The sequence below is a fragment of the Pantoea dispersa genome (assembly GCF_035783935.1).
GTDB classification, from domain to species: Bacteria; Pseudomonadota; Gammaproteobacteria; order Enterobacterales; family Enterobacteriaceae; genus Pantoea; species Pantoea dispersa_C.
On record NZ_JALKOV010000006.1, the window covers coordinates 198,160 to 216,978 of the forward strand.

Below are 18,819 nucleotides of genomic sequence, written 5' to 3' on the forward strand. Positions count from 1 at the left end.
CGGCTGCCGCCGTCTTATAAGAAAGTGTTTGAGTAGCCCGACCGGCGCAACGCCGGCGGATAAGGGTAATGTTAAGGGGTTGAAATGCGGATTTACGCACGCTGGATAGGAGCGCTGCTGCTGAGCATGCTGGCGCTGAATGCCTTTGCCGACGACGGTCGCGGCTGGCAGCCAATTGATGAAACCATCCGCAAGAGCGATCACGATCCGCGCAGTTATCAGGCCATCACCCTGAGCAACGGCATGACGGTGCTGCTGGTGTCGGATGCCGCCGCGCCGAAATCGCTGGCGGCGCTGACATTGCCGATCGGCTCGCTGGACGATCCCGACAGTCAGCTGGGCCTGGCGCACTATCTGGAACACATGGTGCTGATGGGGTCAAAAAATTATCCGCAGCCGGATAACCTGGCGGAGTTTCTCAAGAAGCACGGCGGCAGCCACAATGCCAGCACAGCTTCTTACCGCACCGCGTTTTACCTGGAAGTCGAAAACGATGCGCTGCAACCGGCGGTGGATCGGCTGGCGGATGCGATCGCGCAACCCTTACTCGACCCGACCAACGCCGACCGCGAGCGGCATGCGGTTAACGCCGAGCTGACGATGGCGCGCTCGCGTGATGGGCTGCGTATGGCGCAGGTTGGCGCGGAAACCCTCAATCCGGCGCACCCCGGCTCGCGTTATTCGGGCGGTAACCTTGATACCCTGAGCGACAAACCCGACAGCAACCTGCATCAGGCGCTACTGGATTTCTATCACCGTCACTACTCGGCTAATCTGATGAAAGCGGTGATTTACAGTAATAAACCGCTGCCGGAGATGGCGACGATTGCTGCCCAGACCTTTGGTCGCGTGGCCAATCACCAGGCCAGCGTGCCGGAGATTAGCGTACCGGTGGTTACCGATGCGCAGAAAGGCATCATCATTCATTACGTGCCAGCGCAGCCGCGCAAGCAGCTGAAAATTGAGTTTCGCATCGCCAACGACAGCGACCAGTTTCGCAGCAAAACCGACACCTTAATCAGCTATCTGCTGGGCAACCGCAGCAAAAATACCCTGAACGACTGGCTGCAGCAGCAGGGACTGGCTGATGGCGTCAATGCCGGCGCGGATCCGATGACCGAGCGCAACAGCGGCGTGTTTGCCATCTCGGTTTCGCTGACCGATAAAGGTCTGGCGCAGCGCGATCGCGTGGTGGCTGCGGTATTCAGCTACCTCGATATGCTGTGCCAGCAAGGCATCGACAAGCGTTATTTCGATGAAGTCGCGCATGTGCTGGCGCTGGATTTCCGCTATCCGTCAATTACCCGCGATATGGATTACATTGAGTGGCTGGTGGATACCATGCTGCGCGTGCCGGTGACGCACACGCTGGATGCGCCTTATCTGGCCGACCGCTATGATGCGGCCGCGATCAACGCCCGTCTGGCTGAGATGACGCCGCAGAACGCCCGCATCTGGTACATCAGTCCCGCTGAGCCGCACAACAAACAGGCTTACTTTGTGAATGCGCCTTATCAGGTGGATAAAATCACCGCCGCGCAGTTCAGCGCCTGGCAGCAGCAGGCGCAGCAGATCCCGCTGTCGCTGCCGACCCTGAATCCCTACATTCCGTCGGATTTCTCCCTCATCCCCTCTGACGGTAAGCACTACGATCATCCGGTGGCGCTGACCAATGGCGACAGCATGCGCATCTACTGGATGCCGAGCCAGTTCTACGCCAGCGAGCCGAAGGCCGCTATTACGCTCGCACTGCGAAACAAATCCGCGATCAGCGATGCGCGCCAGCAGGTGTTGTTTGGACTCAACGACTACCTCTCCAGCCTGGCGCTGGATGAGCTGAATTCGCAGGCTTCGGTGGGCGGCATCAGCTTCTCTACCGGTGAGGACGACGGGCTGGTGTTCAATGCCAGCGGCTTCACCCAGCGCCTGCCGGAGCTGCTGAAAAAGCTGGTTGAAGGCTACGCCAGCTTCCAGCCGGATGCGCAGCAGCTCGAGCAGGCGAAATCCTGGTATCTGGATCGGCTGGAAGCAGCGGAAAAGGGCAAAGCGTTTGAACAGGCGATTCAGCCGATGCAAATGCTGTCCCAGCTGCCCTACACCCAGCGTGAGGCGCGACGCCAGCTGGTGAAACAGATCACGCTGCAGGAGGTGACCGATTACCGCGATGCACTGATCCAGCACGCCACGCCGGAAATGATGGTGGTCGGCAATCTGTCGGCCGATCGCGTAAAGCAGCTGGGCGAAGAGCTTAAACAGCAGCTGCACACTACTGGGAACGGTTACTGGCACAGTGATTATGTGGTGGTAGACAAGCCGACCAAAGCCAACCTGCAGAAGGCCGGCAGTAGTACCGACTCGGCGCTGGCGACGCTGTATGTACCGCTCGGCTACAGCGAGTATCAAAGTATGGCTAACAGCACCATGCTGAGCCAGATTGTGCAGCCGTGGTTCTACAATCAGCTGCGCACCGAGGAGCAGCTGGGCTATGCGGTGTTCGCTTATCAGATGCCGATTGGCCGCCAGTGGGGCATTGGCTTCCTGCTGCAAAGCAACAGTAAACCACCGGCTTATCTGCTGCAGCGCTTTCAGGCGTTCTATCCGCAGGCGGAACAGCGTCTGCGCAGCATGAAAGCGGAGGATTTTGCCCAGTATCAGCAGGCACTGATCAATGACCTGAAACAGCGTCCGCAAACGCTGGATGAAGAAGCCAACCGCTACAGCCGCGATTTCAATCGCCAGAACTTCGCCTTTGATACGCGCGAAAAAGCCATTGCGCAAATTCAGCAGCTGACGCCAGCCAGCCTGGCTGACTTTTTCCATCAGGCGGTGCTGGGGCAGCAGGGTATGGCGATGATCTCGCAGATTGGCGGCAGTCACGATGGTACTCACGATGCTGATTACGCGCCGCTGCCGGGCTTTACCACCTGGGATGAAGTCGCCCGGCTGCAGCAGTCGCTCTCCGTGCAGAGTGATGCGCCATGAGTCAGCGCCCTGAATCGCTCAATCCTCTGACGCTACCGCTGCAGGGTGAGCGACTGATTGAGGCCTCCGCCGGCACCGGTAAGACCTTTACCATTGGTCTGCTGTACCTGCGTCTGCTGCTGGGACTTGGCGGGCAGAATGCCTATGCGCGCCCGCTGTCGGTGGAAGAGATTCTGGTGGTGACCTTTACCGAAGCCGCCACCGCCGAGCTGCGCGGGCGTATCCGGGAAAATATTCACGAGCTGCGGCTGGCCTGCCTGCGCGGCGTCAGCGCAAATCCGATGCTGATGCAGCTGCTGGCCGACATTCCCCAGCCCGCTGAGGCGGCCTCGCTGTTGCTGGCCGCTGAACGTCAGATGGACGAGGCGGCGATTTTTACTATTCACGGCTTCTGCCAGCGCATGCTGAACCTCAACGCGTTTGAGTCCGGCATGCTGTTCGAGCAGCAGCTGATTGAAGATGAACAGCAGCTGCTGCGTCAGGCGACGGCCGATTTCTGGCGGCGCCACTGCTATCCGCTGACGCTGGATATTGCGCGCGTCATCGTGACCGAATGGAACGGGCCGGAACAGCTGTTGTCGACGCTGCGCCCGTGGCTGCAGGGCGAATCGCCCAGCCTGCGCCTGGCGCCGCACGACAGTGAAACCCTGACGTCGCGCCACCACAGTAACCTGGCGCGCATTGCCGATATGAAAGCGCAGTGGCGAGCGCTGGGCGAAGAGGTGCTAACGCTGGTCGGGCAGTCGGACGTCGACAAGCGCAGCTACAGCAGCAAAAACCTGCCGCTGTGGGTCAGCAAAGTCAGCGCCTGGGCGCAGAGTGAGACCGCGGATTATCAGATTCCCGCCGAGCTGGCGCGTTTCGGTCAGCAGGTGCTGAATGAAAAAACCAAAAAGGGCGCGCCACCGCAGCACCCGCTGTTTACCGCCATTGATACGTTTCTGGCGCAGCCGCTGTCGCTACGCGATCTGGTGATTGCGCGTGCGCTGGTGGAGGTGCGTCACGCGGTGCGCAAAGAGAAACGCCTGCAGGCGCTGCTGGGCTTCGACGATCTGCTGAGCCGGCTGGATGAAGCCCTGCAGCAGTCCGGCGGCGAGCAGTTGGCGCAGGCGATTCGTCAGCGCTTTCCAGTGGCGCTGATTGACGAGTTCCAGGATACCGACCCGCTGCAGTACCGCATTTTCCGCACGCTCTATTTACAGCAGCCGCAGCACGCGCTGCTGCTGATTGGCGACCCGAAACAGGCCATTTACGCCTTCCGCGGCGCCGACATCTTTACCTACATCCGCGCGCGCAGTGAAGTGCACGCGCACTACACGCTGGATACCAACTGGCGTTCGTCACCGGCGATGGTGGAGAGCGTCAATCAGCTGTTTATGCGCCAGCCCGCACCGTTTCTGTTTGCGGACATCCCGTTTCTGCCGGTCAATGCCGCGCCGCCCAATCAGCGTTTGTCGCTGAGCATCGACGGTGACGAGCAGGCTGCGCTGCGCTTCTGGCTGCAGCCGGGCGCAGGCTGCAGCGTCAGCGAATACCAGCAGCTGATGGCGCAGCAGTGTGCCGCCGATATCAGCCGCTGGCTGCAGGCCGGTCAGCAACAGCGCGCGCTGCTGGGCAAAATGCCTGAGCAGCGGCCGGTGCAGGCCTCGGACATCACCGTGCTGGTGCGCAGTCGGAACGAGGCCAACCTGATTCGTGCCGCGCTCAATCAGCTCGGCATCCCGTCGGTGTATCTCTCCAACCGCGACAGCGTCTACACCACGCCCGAGGCGCGCGAGCTGCTGTGGCTGCTGCAGGCGATCCTCGCGCCCGAGCAGGAGCGTATGCTGCGCACCGCGCTGGCCACCTCGCTGTTTGCCTTTGATGCCGCGCAGCTGGACGCGCTGGATCAGGATGCGCGCGGCTGGGATGCGCTGGTGGATACCTTTGCCCGCTGGCAGCAATTGTGGCACCAGCGTGGCGTGCTGCCGATGCTGCGTCAGCTGATGCTGGAACGCCAGCTGGCAGAAAACCTGCTGGCCTCAGAGAACGGTGAGCGTCGCCTGACCGATCTGCTGCACCTCGGCGAACTGCTGCAGGAGGCGGCGGCCCAGCTCGACAGTCCGCACGCGCTGGTGCGCTATCTGGCGCAGCAAATTGCCCGACCGGACAGCCAGTCGGCGAGCCAGCAGCTGCGGCTGGAGAGCGACCGCCATCTGGTGCAGATTGTCACCATCCATAAATCCAAGGGGTTACAGTATCCGCTGGTGTGGCTGCCGTTTGCCGCCGGTTTCCGCGAGGCCGATATCGCGCTCTATCACGACCGCGAGCATTACAACGCGGTGCTGGATTTGCAGAATGATGAGCAGAGCCTGGCGCTGGCGGAACAGGAGCGGCTGGCAGAGGATTTGCGTCTGCTGTACGTGGCGCTGACGCGTTCGGTGTATCACTGCAGCGTTGGTGTCGCCCCGCTGTTTCGCGGTACGCGTAAGAAAGAGGGCGAAAGCGATGTGCACAAAAGCGCGCTGGGTTTTCTGCTGCAGCGCGGTGAGCCGGCTACGGCAGAACAGCTGGCGACCCTGCTGCACGACATCGACGTGACGGGCACCGAAGTGGTGCTGGCGCAGCCGCAGGGCCACGAACGCTGGCAGACGCCGGACGAGATTGACGATACGCTGGATGCGCGCAGTATCACGCGTGCGCTGGCCGATCCGTGGCGGGTCACCAGCTATTCCGGGCTGCAGCAGCACGGCAGTCACCGTCTGCTGGATGTGATGCCGGGCTTCGACGCGGAAGCAGTTGGCGAAGATCGTCAGGCGGACGGGCTGGAAGCGGCGCTGACGCCGCACCATTTCCCGCGCGGCGCCGCGCCCGGTACCTTCCTGCACACGCTGTTTGAATCGATCGACTTCACCCAGCCGCCGTCAGCGCTGCAGCTGGAACAACAACTGCAGCAGAGCGGTTATCCACTGCACTGGCAGCCGATGCTGAGCGACTGGATCACGCGCGTGGTGAACACGCCGCTCAACGCCGGCGGAATCCGGCTGAGTGGTGTTACGCCCGGCGATCGCTTAATCGAGATGGAGTTTTATCTGCCGATCGACGGGCTGCTGACGGCACCGGCGCTGGACGCGTTAATGCGCCAGGATCCGCTGTCACGTCAGGCACCGCCGCTCGACTTCCGCCAGGTGCAGGGCATGCTGAAAGGCTTTATCGACCTGGTGTTTCGCTGGCAGGGCAAATACTATCTGCTGGATTATAAATCTAACTGGCTGGGCGAGAACCATCAGGCTTACACGCCGCAGGCGATGGCGCAGGCGATGATCGACCACCGTTACGATTTGCAGTATCAGCTGTATACGCTAGCACTGCATCGCTATTTGCAGCACCGTCTGACGGATTACGATTATGAACAGCACTTTGGCGGCGTCTTTTACCTGTTTTTACGCGGTATGGATGGCAGTTCGCCGGATAACGGGGTGTTCCACACCCGACCAACCTCAGACTTCGTTTTACAACTGGATAGCCTGTTTCGCGGGCCGGGAGCAGCAGCATGAGTAGCATGAGTACGCTATTGGCACAGGCGGCAGAACTGCGCCTGCTGCGGGCGCTGGATATTCAGTTTGCCCGGCTGCTGGCCGACGACGATCGCCCCGCGCACCTGCTGGCCGCAGCCTGTCTCAGCGCGGAAGCCGGTGACGGTCACGTCTGCCTGCCGCTGTCTCAGCTCACCCGTGAAGGGTTGTTCAGCGGGCGTCATCCGGAGCTGGCGCACGCCATCTGGCAGGCCGCCGGCGAGCCGCAGGACTGGCAGACACTGCTGGCGGACTGGGCGGCGCTGAGCGCCAGCGATCGTCCGGCGCCGGTGGTGCTGCGTGATAACCGGCTCTATCTGCACCGGCTCTGGCATCACGAAGGGGAAGTGGCGCGCTTCTTCCAGCCGCAGGTGGCGCCGCAGCTGTTTGCGCCAGAACAGGTGCGCAGCGTGCTGGATACCTTTTTCGGTTGTGAGCCCGATGACTGGCAGAAAATTGCCGCCGCGGTAGCGCTCACGCAAAAGACTGCGGTGATCTCCGGCGGCCCTGGCACCGGCAAAACCACTACGGTAGCGAAGCTGCTGGCGGCGCTGATTCGCCTCAGCGAAGGTGCCCTGCGGATTCAGCTGGCCGCGCCGACCGGCAAGGCGGCGGCGCGGCTCACCGAATCGCTGGGTAAAGCGCTGCGCAGTCTCGACGTCAGCGACGCGGAGCGCCAGCGTTTTCCGGCAGAAGCCACCACTTTGCACCGTTTACTCGGCGCCCAGCCGGAGACGCAGCGCCTGCGCTACCATGCCGGTAATCCGCTGCATCTCGACGTGCTGGTGGTCGATGAAGCCTCGATGGTTGACCTCGGCATGATGGCGAACCTGATTGCCGCGCTGCCCGCCCACGCGCGGGTGATTTTTCTCGGCGATCGTGACCAGCTGGCCTCGGTTGAAGCCGGTGCGGTACTGGGTGACATCTGTCGCTGCGCCGAGGCGGGCTACAGCCCGGTGCGCGCGCTGCAGCTCACCACGCTGACCGGCTGCGAGGTGGCCGGCACCGAAGACGCCGTGGCCCCGGCGGTGCGCGATGCCATCTGCCTGCTGCGCAAGAGCTACCGTTTTGCGGCGCACTCCGGCATCGGGCAGCTGGCGGCAGCGGTCAACGCCGGCGAAGCGCAGGCGGTCGAGGCGGCCTTCCAGGCGGGCTTCAGCGATATCGTGCGCCAGCCGCTCAACGATGCGGAAGCCTATCAGGCGATGCTGACGCAGATTGCCGAAGGCTACCGGCCGTTTCTGCAGCTGATTAACCAGCGCGCCGCAGCGGCTGAGGTGATTGCTGCGTTTGGTCGTTACCAGCTGCTGTGCGCCTTGCGTGAAGGGCCGTTTGGCGTGCAGGGGCTCAATCAGCGTATCGAGCACAAGCTGATGCAGCTGCAGCTGATTCGCCGTCCGCCGGGCGGCAGCCGCTGGTATCAGGGACGTCCGGTGATGGTGACGCGCAACGACAGCGCGCTGGGCCTGTTCAATGGCGACATCGGCATTACGTTGTACGATGAGGAAGGGCTGCTCAAAGTGTTCTTCCCGCTGCCCGATGGCAGCATCAAAGCGGTGCAGCCGAGTCGCCTGCCGGCCCATGACACGGCCTGGGCGATGACGGTGCACAAATCACAGGGCTCGGAGTTTGATCACACCGCGCTGGTGATGCCGGCCCAGTTCCTGCCGGTGCTGACGCGCGAGCTGATTTACACTGCCATCACCCGGGCGCGCAGCCAGCTGACGCTGTTCAGTGACGAAACGGTGTTCCGCCGCGCGGTGCAGCTGCGCACGCAGCGGCGCAGCGGGCTGCTGGATCGCTTAGGGGGAGAAGAGGGCAGATGAGTGCGCCGCTGTGGGGCCTTTCCCTCAGCGGCGCTTTGATCAGCAGTAGCGCTTAGCGTAAGTCTGCCATCAGCACTTTGGAACGGCGCTGATAGTTGTACATCTGCTTTTTGCTCTCGGGCAGCGATTCGATATCCACCGGCGTGAAGCCGCGCTCCTGGAACCAGTGAATACTGCGGGTGGTCAGCACGAACAGCTTCTTCAGCCCCATCTGCCGCGCCTGTAGCGCCACGCGATCCAGCAGCAGCTCGCCGCGTGAAGAGCTGCGATAGTCCGGATGCACCGCCACGCAGGCCATCTCGCCAATCTGCTCGTCCGGGAACGGATAGAGCGCCGCGCAGGCAATGGTCATGTTATCGCGCTGAATAATGGTGAATTTGTCGATCTCCATCTCCAGCTGCTCACGCGAGCGGCGCACCAGAATGCCCTGCTGTTCCAGCGGACGAATCAGTTCGAGAATCCCGCCGATGTCATTGATGTTGGCGCGGCGAATCTGCTCGGCCGACTCCATAACAATCTGCGTACCAATCCCGTCACGTGAGAACAGCTCCTGCAGCAGCGCGCCATCTTCCTGATAGCTGATCAGATGGCTGCGGCGCACGCCGCTGCGGCAGGCTTTGACCGCACCACGCAGGAAACGCACGGTGCCGGAGAGGAAATCGCCGTCACTCTCCATTTCATCGATACGCGTCTGCGCATCATTTGGAAACAGTTCTGAAATGATGGTGCCTTCGCGATCGGTCACGCCCTGTTCGGAACAGAAACCGATCATCTTCTCGGCTTTCAGCTTAATCGCCAGCTGCGTCGCCACCTCTTCCGAGGTCAGGTTGAAGCTCTCGCCGGTCACCGAGACCGCCACCGGACCCAGCAGGACAATCGCATTGTTATCCAGCTGGCGATGAATCGCCTCTTCATCAATGCGGCGGATGCGACCGCTGTGGCAGTAATCAACGCCGTCATCGACGCCGAGCGGCTGGGCGATGATGAAGTTACCGCTCACCACGTTGATATGCGCGCCCTGCAGCGGCGTATTATTCAGGCTCATCGACAGACGCGCCGTGATATCGAGCTGTAAACGCCCGGCCGCCTGCTTCACAAGCTCCAGCGACTGCGCATCGGTTACGCGCGTGTGTTTATGGTAAATCGGCTCCAGCTGCTGCTGGGCCAGGCTGGCATCAATCTGCGGCCGTGCACCATAAACCACCACCAGGCGAATGCCGAGGCTATGCAACAGGCCGATATCGTTAACGATGCTGGAGAAGTTCTCGTGCTCGATGGCCTCGCCACCCAGCATGATGACGAACGTCTTGTCACGGTGGGCATTAATATAGGGAACGGTATGGCGAAAACCCTGAACCAGTTCGGTACTGCGTTCCTTCACGGCAAACCCTCTGTGAATGGTTATTCGGAATTTATGTATTTTTATGCTCTTTCGCCGCTTATTGCAAGCATCGGACCTGACGTTACTTTACGATTTTCCTGATGCATGCCACGCTAACAGACTGCATTATCTGGTTTTTCCGGCAAGACAAGACATTCCTGATTGAATAAAGTTTTCGCCTTCTGCTCGTCAACTGACGATTTTTTAGACATAACACAGTAGCTGGAGCGGCATGTCCGAAGCTTTTACCCGAAGACGACTTTTACAGGGCGCAGGTGCGCTGTGGTTACTGAGTGTGACGCGCAGCGGTTTTGCGGCCAGTCAGCACATTGTGGCCGTGCGCATCTGGCCATCCTCGACTTACTCGCGTGTGACGCTGGAATCCAACGCGGCGCTGCACTATAAGCAGTTCACGCTGAGCAATCCCGATCGGCTGGTGATTGATATCCAGAACCTGCACATCAACAGCGCGCTGAAAGGCATCGATAAGCTGGTGCGGGTGGACGATCCTTACATCAAAACCGCGCGTGTCGGTCAGTTCGATCCCACCACGGTGCGCGTGGTGCTGGAGCTGAAGCGCAGCGTGGCACCGAAAACCTTCACCCTCGATCCGGTCGCCGGCATTCGCCACCGGCTGGTGGTTGATCTCTATCCCAGCCAGTCGTCACCGGAAGAGGATCCGCTGCTGGCGTTACTGAAGGATTACAACCAGGGCGAACTGGAGCGCGATCAACCGGCGCAGGCGCCGCTGCCGGGTAAAGCCGGGCGCGATCGACCGATTATTATCATGATCGATCCCGGTCACGGCGGCGAAGATCCCGGTGCGCACGGCAAGTACAAAACGCGCGAGAAAGATATCGTGCTGAAGATCGGGCGCTATCTGAAGGCGCTGATCGACAAAGAACGTAATATGAAGGCTTACATGACGCGTAACGAAGATGTGTTTATACCGTTGCGCGTGCGAGTCGCGAAAGCGCGTAAGCAGCGCGCCGATCTGTTTGTCTCTATTCACGCCGACGCCTTTACCAGCCGGGCGGCGCGCGGCTCTTCGGTGTTCGCGCTCTCCACCAGCGGTGCGACCTCAGCCGCCGCGCGCTTTCTCGCCCAGACGCAAAACGAGGCGGATTTGATCGGTGGGGTTAGCATGAGCGGCGATCGCTATCTCGACCACACCATGTTCGATATGGTGCAGCGGCAGACCATCAGCGACAGCCTGAAGTTTGGCAAAGAGGTGCTGGCGCGCATGGGGCATATCAACCATCTGCATAAACGCACGGTGGATCAGGCGGGTTTTGCGGTGCTGAAAGCGCCGGATATTCCGTCGATTCTGGTGGAAACGGCGTTTATCAGTAATGTGGAAGAAGAGCGAAAGCTGCGCACGTCGCGCTACCAGCATCAGGTGGCGGAAGCCATTCTGCACGGGATCAAGGCGTATTTTGACAAAGGCGGCGTGCTGGCACGACGTTAGGGCAGGGCGGCAGCGATGCCGCTTTTTTACCGGGCGCAGAAACAAAAAAACACCCGTCAGGGTGTTGTGATGTTCTTCCGCAGAAGAAGTGGTTGCGGGGGCCGGATTCGAACCGACGACCTTCGGGTTATGAGCCCGACGAGCTACCAGGCTGCTCCACCCCGCGTCCGTCTGTCGCACTGAGCGACCTTGCACATTGTATTCTTCGTTAAGACAATTGGTTGCGGGGGCCGGATTCGAACCGACGACCTTCGGGTTATGAGCCCGACGAGCTACCAGGCTGCTCCACCCCGCGTCCGTCTGTCGCGCTAAGCGACCTGCCATATTGTCTCTTCATCACGAAGAATTGGTTGCGGGGGCCGGATTTGAACCGACGACCTTCGGGTTATGAGCCCGACGAGCTACCAGGCTGCTCCACCCCGCGTCCGTGGATGCGCACTATACACCGGGCGTATGATGATGCAACCCCTTTTTGCGTTAAAGCCTTAAATAGACAAACAGTTGCTGAATTATTTGGCCATTGGGCGATTTATTATACAGATGTGAGCGCGGTAGCCTGCGGCAGATTTCATTCTGTCTGCCCCTTTGCTATCGTCGCCGTGCCAACAACCAGCGTATAAAGAGAAGGTAATGAAAGGACATTGGGCGAAGTATGCACTTACTGGCGCATTTCTGGCGCTGTTAGCCGGTTGTAGCTCGAAGCCGACCGATCGCGGTCAGCAATATATTGATGGCAAGCTGGAGCAACCGCTCGGGCTGGTGAATGAGCCGAACGCCAAAGGGCGTCCGGTCAATGGCCGTGATTTCGGCGTGCAGGTGCAGCAGATTCAGTCGGCGTCATCCGGTCTGTATGGCCGCAACCTCGGCACCTACAGTGCGATTCAGAACTGGCTGCTCTCCGGCGCCGATACGCGCCAGCTGCGCCAGTTCGGCCTGAATGCTTATCAGATGGAAGGCACCGACAGCTACGGCAACGTGCAGTTTACCGGTTACTACACGCCGGTAGTGGAAGCGCGTTATACCCGTCAGGGCGAATTCCAGTATCCGATTTATCGTATGCCGCCGCGTCCGCGCGGTCAGAAGTTGCCAAGTCGCGCTTCTATTTATAATGGCGCACTGGATGAGCGCTACGTGATTGCCTGGAGCAACTCGCTGATCGACAACTTTATGATGGACGTGCAGGGCAGCGGCTATGTCGATTTCGGCGATGGCCGTCCGCTGCGCTTCTTCGGTTACGGCGGCAAGAACGGCTGGGCTTACCACAGCATTGGTAAAGAGCTGATCGATCGCGGCGAAGTGAAGCGCGAAGACATGTCGATGCAGGCGATTCGCCAGTGGGCGCAGGAGCACTCGCCGCAGGAAGTGCGCAACGTACTGGAAACCAACCAGTCGTTCGTGTTCTTCAAGCCGGAAGAGTATGTGCCGGTGCGCGGTGCCAGCGCGGTACCGCTGATCGCCAAAGCCTCGGTGGCGTCCGATCGTTCACTGATTCCCGCCGGCACAGCGCTGCTGGCAGAAGTGCCGCAGCTGAATGAGAAGGGCAAATTCAACGGCAAATACGAGATGCGCCTGATGGTGGCGCTCGACGTGGGCGGCGCGATTAAAGGCCAGCACTTCGATATCTATCAGGGCGTCGGCCCGGATGCGGCGCATCTGGCGGGCTTCTACAACCATTATGGCCGCGTCTGGGTGCTGAAAGCTGCGCCGGGAACCGGTCAGCCGCTGTTCAGTAATCCGCAAAACGGCAATAATGGTTCATTGATTATCGGTGCGAATTGATAGGCTGCGCACCCTGGGTTTTGACGGGTGCGCATCTGCGCATCGTATTAAAAGGTAAGCTATGAAAGTTGTCAGCGACGCCTGGCGCCAGCGGTTTGGCGGCACGGCGCGTCTCTACGGGCAGGAAGCACTGCAGCGTTTTGCCGATGCGCATTTCTGCGTCATCGGCATCGGCGGCGTCGGTTCCTGGGCGGCCGAAGCGCTGGCGCGCACCGGCATCGGTAAAATCACCCTGATCGACATGGATGATGTGTGCATTACCAATACCAACCGCCAGATTCATGCGCTGCAGGGCAATGTCGGCCAGGCCAAAACTGAAGTGATGGCGCAGCGTATTCACGCCATCAATCCGGAGTGTGAGGTGATCTGCATCGATGACTTCATCACGCCGGACAATACCGCTGAGCTGATGGCGGCAGGATTCGACTATGTGATCGACGCAATTGACAGCGTGCGCCCCAAGGCTGCGCTGATCGCCTGGTGCCGGCGCAATAAGATCCCGCTGATCACCACCGGTGGCGCGGGCGGGCAGATCGATCCGACGCAGATTCAGGTCAGTGATTTAGCTAAAACCATTCAGGATCCGCTGGCTGCCAAACTGCGCGAGCGGCTGAAAAGTGATTTTGGCGTGGTGAAAAACAGCAAGGGCAAACTGGGGATCGACTGCGTGTTCTCTACCGAGGCGCTGGTGTATCCGCAGCCGGACGGCACGGTGTGCGCTTCGCGCAGCACGGCGGAAGGGCCAAAGCGCATGGACTGTGCCGCCGGCTTCGGTGCGGCCACCATGGTGACCGCCACTTTTGGCTTTGTTGCGGTGTCGCACGCGCTGAAAAAATTCCTCGCGCGTGCGGCGCGTCAGTCTGCCTGATGCGCGCGCGCGGCACGCTGTACTGCCTCAGCCAGCGCCTGTAAACCACTGCTGCGCGAGGCACTCAGCTGCGCGCGCAGCCCTAAGGTATCAAACAGCGCCAGCGGGTCCGTGGCTAACAGCGCGGCGGGCGTTTTTCCTTCCACCGCTGTCAGCAGCACCGCCAGCAAGCCACGCACGATGCGTCCCTCACTGTCGCCGTAAAAATGCAGCGTGCCGTCGCCCCGCTGCTGGCTGCTGAGCCAGACGCGGTTTTCACAGCCGGACAGCTCAATTTCCGCCGTTTTCAGCGCTTCCGGCAGCGCCGGCAGCTGGCGGCTGAGCTGAATCAGCTGGCGATAGCGATCCTCCCACTGATGAAAATGGGCAAACTTCTCCGTCAGGCTGGCTTCGGTAATCAGGTCGCCAAACGGATGGGGGGCAAGCAGGGCTGATGTCATTACGTTACTCACTCAGTAAATCCACGGCATGGTGCATGGCGCGCACCAGCGCGTCCACGTCCTGCAGATTATTATAGGGGGCAAAAGAGACGCGCAGCGTGCCGCTGACGCCAAGCGCCGCCATCAGCGGCTGGGCGCAGTGCTGACCGGCGCGCAGCGCGATGCCCTGTTCCGCCAGCAGCGTCACGATATCGCTGTGGTGAATGCCGGCGATATCAAACGCCAGCAGGCTGGCGCTGCCGCAGCGGAAACTGCGAAAGCCGGGAATGGCGCTGAGTTGCTCTTCGGCAAGGCAGGCCAGCTGCTGGCTCCAGCGTTCGGCTTTCTCAGCATCATACTGTGTCAGCCACTCCAGCGCTGCGCTCAGCCCGACCACGCCCGCTACGTTCGGCGTGCCTGCTTCAAAGCGCCACGGCACCGGCTGCGGCGTGAAGCCGCTGAAATCCACCTGCGTCAGCATTTTGCCGCCGCCCTGCCACGGTGGCATCGCGTCCAGCAGCTCCGCTTTGCCGTACAGCACGCCGGTGCCCATCGGACCGTACAGCTTGTGCGCGGAAAAGGCGTAGAAGTCGATGTCCAGCGCCTGCACATCCGGCGGGCAGTGCACCACGCCCTGAGCGCCATCAACCATCACTTTCGCGCCAACGCCGTGCGCCAGCGAAATGGCCTGCGCCAGATCGGGACAGCCACCGGTCACGTTGGACATCTGGCCAATTGCCAGCAGCCGGGTGCGCACATTGAGTAACTGCGGCAGCAGCGCGATATCCGGCAGCCGGTCTGCGCCAATCGGCCATTTCACCACTTTCGCGCCGCTGGCCTGCGCCACCATCAGCCACGGCACCAGATTGGCGTGGTGCTCGGCTTCGCTGACCACAATCTCGTCGCCCGGCTGCAGGTGCGGTGCCAGCCAGCTGTGCGCCACCAGGTTAATCGCCTCCGTGGTACCGCGCGTCCAGACAATTTGCCGATCGTCCGCCGCATGCAGCCAGTGCGCCACGCGTGCGCGCGCCTGTTCATACTGTGCCGTCAGCGCCCGGGCAGCGGCGAACTGGCTGCGGTGGACGGTACCGCCGCTCAGCGCATAGAACTGCGCGGTCGCATCAATCACTGCCTGCGGCTTCAGCGCGGTGGCGGCGCTGTCGAGATAGACGCCCGCATCGCTCAGCGCGGGAAACTGCTGACGAAACTCGCCAGGAGAGAAATGGGTCATACTCAGCTCACTTACTTGGATGTTAGGACCAGGCTGAAAGCCACGCCGTGGCCTGGCAAAGCTGGAAAAGCGCGTTATGCTAATTATTGCAAGGTTTGAACCGAAACCCGCATAACGAATCGGTCTGTTCCAGTCGATCGCTCTGTTTGCTGCCACTGGTCAGCGCACGCGGGTGGTTTAATGCAATCAATCTGCAAGGAGATAGAAGATGAATAAACTCGCCGCAGTGCTGGCCGTGTGCACCATGGCCTTTACCCTGGCCGCCTGTTCCAGCAACTACGTCATGCATACCAATGATGGTCGCACCATTGTTGCGGATGGCAAACCAAAAGTTGACGATGAAACCGGTATGATCAGCTATAAAGATGCCAATGGCAACGAGCAGCAGATTAACCGCTCAGATGTGAAAGAGATGGTGGAAATGGGCCAGTAAGCCCGGCAAGCAGGTAAAAAAAAGCACCGCAATTTGCGGTGCTATTTAAAATCACTATGGACAGACAGGGTAAATCTACAGGAATTAAAAGTTTGATCTGCAATCGTCAGATCAAAATGCAAACACAACATCACGACCACAAGCCAAAAGCTCTCCAAAAGTCTGCGATCTCTCGCACGTTTCCAGAAATCTTTTCGTTCCGGCTCAGGAAGTGCGGCAACTATAGGTATTTGCTGGAGCTTCCTCAACGGACAAATTATAATGTCTCGGATTAAAAAATCTAATACGTAACGACTTTGTATAAGTTGCAGTGTTACGCTGTCAATCCGGGTACGGAAAACCATGTCAAAACGCCTTCCGCCGCTTAATGCTCTTCGCGTCTTCGACGCTGCGGCCCGTCATTTGAGCTTCACCAAAGCCGCTGAGGAGCTGTTTGTTACCCAGGCGGCTGTCAGCCATCAGATCAAATCGCTGGAAGATTTTCTCGGTCTCAAGCTGTTTCGCCGGCGCAATCGTTCGCTGTTACTCACCGAAGAGGGTCAAAGCTACTATCTCGATATCAAAGAAATTTTTTCGGCACTGAACGATGCCACGCGTAAGCTGCAGGCGCGCAGTGCCAAAGGCGCGCTGACCGTCAGCCTGCTGCCGAGTTTCGCCATTCAGTGGCTGGTTCCGCGTCTCTCCAGCTTTAATCTGGCTTATCCGGGCATCGATGTACGTATCCAGGCGGTGGACCGGGATGAGGAGAAGCTGGCCGACGATGTCGACGTGGCGATTTTTTACGGCCGCGGCAACTGGCCCGGTCTGCGGGTCGAAAAATTGTATGCCGAATATCTGCTGCCGGTGTGCTCGCCGCTGCTGCTGACCGGCGACAATCCGCTCAAATCGCCGGCCGATCTGGCGCATTTCACGCTGCTGCATGACGCCTCGCGCCGTGACTGGCAATCCTATATTCGTCAGTTGGGCTTGCAGCACATTAATGTCCAGCAGGGGCCGATCTTCAGCCACAGCGCCATGGTGCTGCAGGCGGCGATTCACGGCCAGGGCGTGGCGCTGGCGAATAACGTGATGGCGCAGAGTGAAATTGAGGCCGGGCGTCTGGTCTGTCCCTTCAACGATGTGCTGGTGAGTAAAAATGCTTTTTATCTGGTTTGTCATGACAGCCAGGCAGAACTGGGTAAAATAGCCGCCTTTCGGCAGTGGATTCTGGAAAAAGCCGCAACTGAACAAGAAAAATTCCGCTTCCGCTACGATCACTAACGCGTTGCCTGCCGCACAGTGATGTGCGGTTTCACCTTGAGGATAAATGAATGTCCAGTCGAGCCATGTTTATATTTGCCGCCATCAGCGGCTTTCTGCTGGTGGCGTTTGGTGCTTTTGGGGCGCACGTGCTGAGCAAAGCGCTTGGCGCGGCCGAGATGGCGTGGATCCATACCGGCCTTGAATATCAGGCGTATCATACGCTGGCGATTATCGGTATTGGCGCAGCGATGCTGCGTCGCGCCAATATCTGGTTTTACTGGAGCAGCGCCGCGATGGCGCTCGGTACCGTCCTGTTCAGCGGCAGTCTGTATTGTCTGGCGCTGTCGCACCTGAAGTTCTGGGTGTTTGTTACGCCGGTTGGAGGCCTGTGCTTCCTGATTGGCTGGTTTTTGATGTTGATTGGCGCGCTGCGTCTGAAACGAAAGGCAGATCGCCATGAATAAAGTTTTACTCTATTGCCGTCCGGGATTTGAGAAAGAGTGCGCGGCAGAAATCAGTGCCAAAGCAGCGGAGCGCGAAATCTACGGTTTTCCGCGCGTTAAAGATGACGCCGGTTACGTGCTGTTTGAGTGCTATCAGCCGGAAGAGGCGGAAAAACTGATCGCCACGCTGCCGTTCGCGGAGCTGATTTTTGCCCGGCAAATGCTGGTGGTGGGCGAGCTGCTGCGCGATCTTCCGCCGGAAGATCGTATTACCCCGATCGTCGGCATGCTGAGCGGCGTGGTGGAGAAGGGCGGCGAGCTGCGCGTTGAAGTGCCCGACACCAATGAAGCCAAAGAGCTGACCAAATTTTGCCGCAAGCTGACGGTACCGCTGCGCGCCAGCCTGCGCGACAGCAAAATTCTGCTGAATTATGAGAGCAACAAACGTCCGGTAGTGCATGTGTTCTTTATCGCACCGGGCACCTGTTATGTCGGTTATTCGCTGCCGCACAACAACTCGCCGTTCTATATGGGCATTCCGCGCCTGAAGTTCCCGGCCGATGCGCCCAGCCGCTCCACGCTGAAACTGGAAGAAGCATTCCACGTGTTCGTGCCGGCCGATGAGTGGGATGAACGGCTGGGCAGCGGCATGTATGCGGTCGATCTCGGTGCCTGCCCAGGCGGCTGGACCTATCAGCTGGTGAAGCGCAGCATGTGGGTTTACGCGGTGGATAACGGTCCGATGGCGCCGAGCCTTATGGATACCGGCCAGGTTACACACTGCCGCGAAGACGGTTTCAAATTCCGCCCGCCGCGCAGCAACATCAGCTGGCTGGTGTGCGACATGGTGGAAAAACCGGTGCGCGTCGCCAGCCTGATGACCGAGTGGCTGGTCAACGGCTGGTGTCGTGAGGCGATCTTCAACCTCAAGCTGCCGATGAAAAAGCGCTATGAAGAAGTTACGCAGAACCTGGCAATGATGGACGCGGCGCTGAAGGAGAAGGGCGTAAACGCGCAGATTCAGGCGCGCCAGCTGTATCACGACCGCGAAGAAGTGACCGTGCATGTGCGCCGGATCTGGGCGGCCGTCGGCGGACGGCGCGACGAACGCTAGTTCTGCTTCATACTTTGCACTATCGCGGCGTTGGCTGCGCCTGCTCGCCCCGGTCACATACTGATGTATGCTCCCGGGG

The 18,819-nt window shown here is 59.9% G+C and carries 13 protein-coding genes and 3 tRNA genes; 10 read left to right on the top strand and 6 right to left on the bottom strand.

Features of this window, described 5'->3' with window-relative positions; genetic code table 11:
• Positions 1-84: 84 nt before the first annotated feature.
• The 3 genes from ptrA to recD are packed head-to-tail and all read left to right on the top strand — an operon-like array spanning position 85 to position 8,362.
• Positions 85-2,982, top strand: a complete 2,898-nt coding sequence (gene ptrA / locus MXF20_RS13615) for a pitrilysin (protein WP_325969802.1) — start codon at positions 85-87, stop codon at positions 2,980-2,982.
• Positions 2,979-6,518: an exodeoxyribonuclease V subunit beta gene (gene recB / locus MXF20_RS13620; protein WP_325969803.1), complete on the top strand. Its 3,540-nt coding sequence runs from the start codon at positions 2,979-2,981 to the stop codon at positions 6,516-6,518. Before ptrA ends, recB begins: the two co-directional genes overlap by 4 nt.
• Positions 6,515-8,362, top strand: a complete 1,848-nt coding sequence (gene recD / locus MXF20_RS13625; protein ID WP_325969804.1) for an exodeoxyribonuclease V subunit alpha — start codon at positions 6,515-6,517, stop codon at positions 8,360-8,362. The genes recB and recD overlap by 4 nt, the downstream gene beginning before the upstream one ends.
• Positions 8,363-8,414: 52 nt before the next feature.
• Here recD and argA read toward each other — a convergent pair whose 3' ends face one another.
• A complete protein-coding gene (gene argA / locus MXF20_RS13630) occupies positions 8,415-9,743 on the bottom strand; it encodes an amino-acid N-acetyltransferase (RefSeq protein ID WP_325969805.1) in 1,329 nt (442 codons plus the stop codon).
• 232 nt (positions 9,744-9,975) lie between these two features.
• Here argA and amiC point away from each other — a divergent pair, with 232 nt between their 5' ends.
• Positions 9,976-11,211, top strand: coding sequence for an N-acetylmuramoyl-L-alanine amidase AmiC (gene amiC, locus MXF20_RS13635; protein ID WP_325969806.1), 1,236 nt, complete (start codon positions 9,976-9,978; stop codon positions 11,209-11,211).
• A gap of 89 nt (positions 11,212-11,300) precedes the next feature.
• Here the strand turns inward: amiC and MXF20_RS13640 are convergent.
• The 3 genes from MXF20_RS13640 to MXF20_RS13650 all read right to left on the bottom strand — a co-directional run bounded on the left by MXF20_RS13640 (position 11,301) and on the right by MXF20_RS13650 (position 11,635).
• A tRNA-Met gene (locus MXF20_RS13640) sits at positions 11,301-11,377 on the bottom strand.
• Positions 11,378-11,429: 52 nt separating this feature from the next.
• Positions 11,430-11,506: transfer RNA gene (locus tag MXF20_RS13645), tRNA-Met, on the bottom strand.
• A gap of 52 nt (positions 11,507-11,558) precedes the next feature.
• Positions 11,559-11,635 (bottom strand) — tRNA-Met (locus MXF20_RS13650).
• Between the two features lie 206 nt (positions 11,636-11,841).
• Between MXF20_RS13650 and mltA the strand changes: the two genes are divergently transcribed.
• Entirely contained in the window at positions 11,842-12,990 is a 1,149-nt protein-coding gene (mltA, locus tag MXF20_RS13655; protein WP_325969807.1) for a murein transglycosylase A, read from the top strand.
• A gap of 61 nt (positions 12,991-13,051) precedes the next feature.
• Complete coding sequence (gene tcdA, locus MXF20_RS13660; RefSeq protein WP_325969808.1) at positions 13,052-13,858, top strand: tRNA cyclic N6-threonylcarbamoyladenosine(37) synthase TcdA; 807 nt, start codon at positions 13,052-13,054, stop codon at positions 13,856-13,858.
• On the opposite strand, the gene csdE is transcribed toward tcdA, so the two are convergent.
• Together csdE and csdA are read right to left on the bottom strand one after the other, a co-directional pair.
• A complete protein-coding gene (gene csdE / locus MXF20_RS13665) occupies positions 13,846-14,298 on the bottom strand; it encodes a cysteine desulfurase sulfur acceptor subunit CsdE (RefSeq protein ID WP_325969809.1) in 453 nt (150 codons plus the stop codon). The genes tcdA and csdE overlap by 13 nt on opposite strands.
• A gap of 4 nt (positions 14,299-14,302) precedes the next feature.
• On the bottom strand, positions 14,303-15,508 hold the full coding sequence (csdA, locus tag MXF20_RS13670; RefSeq protein ID WP_325969810.1) for a cysteine desulfurase CsdA: 1,206 nt from the start codon (positions 15,506-15,508) through the stop codon (positions 14,303-14,305).
• Between the two features lie 208 nt (positions 15,509-15,716).
• Here csdA and MXF20_RS13675 point away from each other — a divergent pair, with 208 nt between their 5' ends.
• The 4 genes from MXF20_RS13675 (at position 15,717) to rlmM (ending at position 18,740) form a co-directional block, all read left to right on the top strand.
• Positions 15,717-15,941 (top strand): YgdI/YgdR family lipoprotein, encoded by a 225-nt coding sequence (locus tag MXF20_RS13675; RefSeq protein ID WP_010616412.1) that lies wholly within the window; start codon positions 15,717-15,719, stop codon positions 15,939-15,941.
• A 342-nt stretch (positions 15,942-16,283) separates the two neighbouring features.
• Entirely contained in the window at positions 16,284-17,201 is a 918-nt protein-coding gene (locus MXF20_RS13680) for a transcriptional regulator GcvA (protein ID WP_010616414.1), read from the top strand.
• A gap of 50 nt (positions 17,202-17,251) precedes the next feature.
• Complete coding sequence (locus MXF20_RS13685; protein WP_325969811.1) at positions 17,252-17,647, top strand: DUF423 domain-containing protein; 396 nt, start codon at positions 17,252-17,254, stop codon at positions 17,645-17,647.
• The gene (gene rlmM, locus MXF20_RS13690; RefSeq protein ID WP_021507383.1) at positions 17,640-18,740 is read left to right on the top strand and encodes a 23S rRNA (cytidine(2498)-2'-O)-methyltransferase RlmM; all 1,101 of its coding nucleotides are present in this window, start codon (positions 17,640-17,642) and stop codon (positions 18,738-18,740) included. Before MXF20_RS13685 ends, rlmM begins: the two co-directional genes overlap by 8 nt.
• The last annotated feature ends 79 nt before the right edge of the window (positions 18,741-18,819 follow it).